Genomic DNA, 4807 nt, shown 5'->3' with positions numbered 1-4807 from the left:
GCCTGAAAATCCGCGCGCACGGGGTTCAGGATGCTGTCGGGTCGAAAGGTTGGCACAATGCGCCCGCGCCAGCTGCTGTCCTGAATGGCCTTGTGATGGCTCAGCGAGTCGGTGGCGGCATCCGTGGTTGCAAGCACCTCGATATCGAACCGATCAAACAGGGCGCGGGGCCGGAACGCGGGATCGGCCAGTTTCTGCTCGATCTGGTCAAACACATCGTTTGCCGATTGCGGCGTCAGCTCGGTGTCCACTCCCAAAGTCCGATAGAGCGTGTATTCCAACCACTCACGCGACGGGGTGCCCAGAAAGCAACGCCAGTGATCCGCAAACCGCTGAAAAATGGCGCGGGCATCGCGGTTTTCCGGGGCCACGCCAATGCCCAGATCGGCAAGGTCGACCCCCTGCGAATAGAGCATCCGAAACACATAGTGATCCGGCACAATCAGCAGAGTCGTTGGATCGGGAAAGGCCGCATCGTTTGCCCACCATTCCGGGTCGCAATGGCCGTGCGGTGAGACGATCGGCAGATCGCGCACGCCTTCATAGAGATCTCGGGCGGGTTTTGACAGCTTCTCTTCGGGGTAGATCAAGGTTTTCGGGCCTCAGTGGTCGTCGAAATAATCGCGGTGTTCGTCATAGAGATGGGAAAGCGTCTTCAGAACGCGGCGCAGATGGGTGCGGACATGGCGGCGCGCGGCGGCCTTGTCGCCGGAAGTGATGGCCTCGAATATGGCGCGGTGATCCTCGACCAGCTCGAGGATGTGTTCAGGGCTGTCGAGGGACAGAACGCGCAGACGATCAAGGCAGGATTTTTCCTTTTGGATAATGTCTGAAATGCGCGGATGGCCAACGGCGTTTGCAAGCGCGACGTGAAAACCATCGTCCAACACATGAAAGGCAGAGCTGTCCTGCGAGGTGATGGCCTCTTGCTGGGCTGTCAGATTTGCCTCGAGAGCGGTAAGCGCCTCTGCTGGGGGGGTGTTTTCACACAGATGCTCGGCGATCGATATTTCCAGCGCTTCGCGCGCGAATTGTGCGCCTTTTATCTGCGGGATGGACAGTCGGGACACATAGTTCCCGCGGCTGGGATAGGTCACCAGCAGCCCCTGATCTCTGAGCCAGGTAAAGGCCTCGCGCACGGGGGTGCGTGAGGCACCATAGAGATTGCCGACTTCGGCCTCGGAAATGATCTGACCGGGTGTCAGGCTCATCTCAAGCACCGCGTTCTTGAGGTGGGCGGCGATTTGTTCTGCAGCGGGTCGCAGCGGGTCCAGTCTCTGGATGTGCCGCTGAGGAAGATTGATGACTTGCGCTCTTTTGCTCATGTCGGAGACCTCTGCCTAATTGCCATCCAGTATACCGGAATACAAATTGTTGACAACCGGTATACCGGAATGCAGAGTATGAGTCGCGACAGATGCTTGGGGTGGAGATGGTTTCTGAGAAAAAGCCCGTTGCGGTGCTGATTGGCGCTGGCATGGTGGCCGGTACGCATATCGCGGCTTGTGCGGATGCGGCAGATTCCCTGCGCTTGAAAGGCATCGCGTCCCGCCGTGCTGATACGGCCCGGGCCCTGGCCGATGAGAGGGACGCCGCCTTTGACGGTGGTCTTCACGTCTATGAGTCGGTCGCCCAGATTGCCGCTGATCCCGAGGTTGATTTCGCGATTGTCGCCACGCCGCCGAATGCCCGGCTTGAGATCATTCGCCTGCTGGCAGAGGCGGGAAAGCACATCCTTCTGGAAAAGCCGATCGGCAGAACTGCCGATGAGGCGCGCGCCATTGTCGCGCTGTGCGAAGAGGAGGGCGTCTCATTGGGTATTGTCTTTCAGCACCGCGCGCGTTCCGCATCGGTTGCCGCGCGCGAGCTAATTGACGCGGGCACATTTGGTGCGCTGGGACTTGTGGAAATGAATGTGCCGTGGTGGCGCGATCAGTCCTATTACGACGAACCCGGTCGCGGAACGTACGAGCGGGATGGCGGCGGTGTTCTGATCAGCCAGGCCATTCATACGATCGATCTGTGCCTCAGCTTGTCCGGGCCAGTCACCTCTGTGCGGGCGATGGCGCGGACGACACAGTTTCACGATATGGAGTCCGAGGATTTTGTCGTGGCAGGTCTTGAGTTCGCCAATGGGGCACTAGGCTCTCTTGTCGCCAGCACCGCCAGCTTTCCGGGTGGGGCGGAATCCATCACGCTGCATTTTGAGACGGCCTCGCTGCATCTCGAAGGCGGGCAGCTTCGTGTTTCGAAAAGAGATGGCGAAGTTCAGGTGATCGGCGATGAGGCCGGCACAGGGGGCGGCGCCGATCCGATGGCGTTCACCCATGCATGGCACCAGTCCGTCATCGAGGATTTTTCCCGGAACATAGGGCAGGGGGCAGTGCTTGCCCCCGGTCGTGCCGCGCTGGCCGCGCATGATCTGATCGATGCAATCACACGCTCATCCCAGAGCGGTACAGTTGAGAAGTTAAAGTAAATGAATGCACCGTTGAAATTTGCAGCCATCGGTATTGATCACCGCCATATCTTTGGAATGGCGCAGAATATGATCGATGCCGGGGGCGTCTTTGTGGGTTGGTTCACCGAGGGTGAGCCCGAACCGACTGCGGGTTTTATCAAACGCTTTCCGGATGTGCCTCGGGTCTCTACGGCGGATGAACTGCTGAACAACCCCGAGATTGATCTGATCATGTTGTCAGGTATCCCGCGGGATCGGGCCGGTTGGGCGGTCCGTGCGATGACGGCGGGCAAGGATGTGATGAGCGACAAGCCCGGCTGCACCACATTGGAACAGCTTCCCGAGATCAAGGCGTGCGTCGCAGAAACCAAACAGATCTGGAGCATCGATTTTTCCGAGCGGTTTGAGGTGCCTAGTGTCACGAAGGCCGCCGAGCTGGTCGCCGAAGGGGCGATTGGCAAGGTGGTGCAGACCGTGGGTCTTGGACCGCACCGTCTGAACCGTCCAACGCGGCCAGACTGGTTTTTTGATCGCGACGCCTATGGCGGTATCCTGACCGATATCGGCAGCCACCAGATTGATCAGTTCCTGTATTTCACCGGTTCGATAGATGCCGAGGTGACCATGGCGCATGTTGGAAACTTTGCAAATCCCGTAGACCCCGGTCTGCAGGATTTCGGCGAGGTCGCCCTGAGAAGCGCATCGGGCCATGGATACATCCGGCTGGACTGGTACACGCCGGATGCGTTGCCGAACTGGGGCGATGGCCGTCTGACGATTTTGGGCACTGAAGGCTATATCGAGTTGCGGAAGTATGTCGATGTCGGTGGTGCTGAGGGCACAGATCACCTGATACTGGTCAACGGCACCCGCTGTGAAAAGATCGATGCCTCGGATGCGGGCATGCCCTATTTCGCCCGCCTTGCACATGACATCCGAAACCGCACCGAAACGGCAATGCCGCAGGCGCATGCCTTCAAGGTGTGTGAGCTGGCCCTTCAGGCGCAGGCCTTGGCAGAGGAGCGGATGGCATGATCCGGGTTGCCATTCTTGGGGCCGGGATTGGCCGGGAACATCTGGAGGGCTACCGCCAACTGCCCGAGCGCTACGCGGTCGAGGTGATGTGCGATCTTGATCCGGTTCGGGCCGCCGAGGCGACCGGCTCGGACCCGGCCATCCGCATTGTCAGCGATATCGCAGAGGTTCTGTCGGACCCGGCCATCGATCTGGTCGATATCTGCTTGCCGCCCCATTTGCATGTGCCGATCGCCCTACAGGTGCTTGAGGCCGGTAAGCATGCGGTCTGCGAAAAGCCGATTGCGCGCTCTATGGTTGAAATCGAGCAGCTGCAGGCGGCAATGGAGCGCTGCAACGCGCGCGTATTCCCGGTGTTTCAGTACCGGTATGGTCTAGCCATGTCACAGTTGCAGGCGCTGCTGGACGCGGGGCTGGGTGGCAAAGCCTATGCGGCAAGTGCGGAAACGCATTGGGACCGCCAGAGCGATTATTATTCCATCCCCTGGCGCGGTACATGGGAGGGCGAATCCGGTGGGTCAATTCTGGGTCATGCCATTCACGCGCATGATCTGCTGTGTCACGTTCTGGGCCCGGTTGCCGAACTCAACGCTTATCTCGACACCCGTGTGAACGATATCGAGACCGAGGATTGCGCCGCCGTCACCATGCGGATGGAGAGTGGCGCGCTGGCAACCAGTTCGGTGACGCTGGGCGCGGCGACGGATACGACGCGGCTGAGATTCTGCTTTGAGGGCTTCACCGCCGAAAGCGGCTCGGCCCCCTATACGCCGGCTCAGGACAGCTGGACGTTCACAGCTCGCGGGCGCACCCGGCAGGAAGATCTGGACAAGGTTCTTGCCACGGTGGCCGCACCTCGTGCAGGATTTACCGGATTCCTTGACGCAATCGCGAACGCGCTTGCAGGTGAGCCGGGCCGCGAAGTGTCATTTGAGGACGGGCGCCGTTCCATCGAGATGGTGACGGCAATGTATCAATCGGCGCGCGAAGAACGCGCTGTGAAATTGCCGTTGCAAAAGGAGGATGCGCTCTATGACGGGTGGATGCCCAGAGAATAAAGACGTGTCCGAAAAATAATAACACCAAAAGAAAGACAGAGAATAGGGAGGAGACCCAAATGACTCTTAAGATGAAGACAACTGTTTCGGCAGCTGCGTTGGCCTTGGCCGCAGGCGCGGCATCTGCGCAGGAAATCCGGTTCATGTGCGCAGGTGACGGCAACGAGTGCGAAGCTGCAATGGCGATTTTCGAGCGTTTCGAGCAAGAGAACCCCGGCGTCGACGTGGTGCTGGACAAAGTGCCCTACAAAGC

General features: G+C 59.4%; 5 protein-coding genes and 1 pseudogene. 4 read left to right on the top strand and 2 right to left on the bottom strand.

Features of this window, described 5'->3' with window-relative positions:
* Nucleotides 1–590: glucuronate isomerase (locus ACR0I7_RS19910; RefSeq protein WP_480514089.1), on the bottom strand; the 590-nt coding region annotated here is incomplete at its 3' end.
* A gap of 12 nt (nt 591–602) precedes the next feature.
* On the bottom strand, nt 603–1325 hold the full coding sequence (locus ACR0I7_RS19905) for a GntR family transcriptional regulator (protein WP_480514087.1): 723 nt from the start codon (nt 1323–1325) through the stop codon (nt 603–605).
* A 92-nt stretch (nt 1326–1417) separates the two neighbouring features.
* Here ACR0I7_RS19905 and ACR0I7_RS19900 point away from each other — a divergent pair, with 92 nt between their 5' ends.
* The 4 genes and pseudogenes from ACR0I7_RS19900 to ACR0I7_RS19885 all read left to right on the top strand — a co-directional run.
* On the top strand, nt 1418–2479 hold the full coding sequence (locus tag ACR0I7_RS19900; protein ID WP_480514085.1) for a Gfo/Idh/MocA family protein: 1062 nt from the start codon (nt 1418–1420) through the stop codon (nt 2477–2479).
* 12 nt (nt 2480–2491) lie between these two features.
* On the top strand, nt 2492–3496 hold the full coding sequence (locus ACR0I7_RS19895; RefSeq protein WP_480514083.1) for a Gfo/Idh/MocA family protein: 1005 nt from the start codon (nt 2492–2494) through the stop codon (nt 3494–3496).
* Nucleotides 3493–4554 carry a Gfo/Idh/MocA family protein gene (locus tag ACR0I7_RS19890; protein ID WP_480514081.1) on the top strand — a complete coding sequence of 354 codons (1062 nt, stop codon included), beginning with the start codon at nt 3493–3495 and terminating at the stop codon, nt 4552–4554. The genes ACR0I7_RS19895 and ACR0I7_RS19890 overlap by 4 nt, the downstream gene beginning before the upstream one ends.
* A gap of 59 nt (nt 4555–4613) precedes the next feature.
* Nucleotides 4614–4807, top strand: a pseudogene (locus ACR0I7_RS19885) (carbohydrate ABC transporter substrate-binding protein); the annotation flags it as partial.

The organism is Ruegeria sp. AM1, assembly GCF_056540745.1.
The sequence above is the reverse complement of the archived record's forward strand: the minus strand, read 5'-3'. Positions and strand labels throughout refer to the sequence as shown.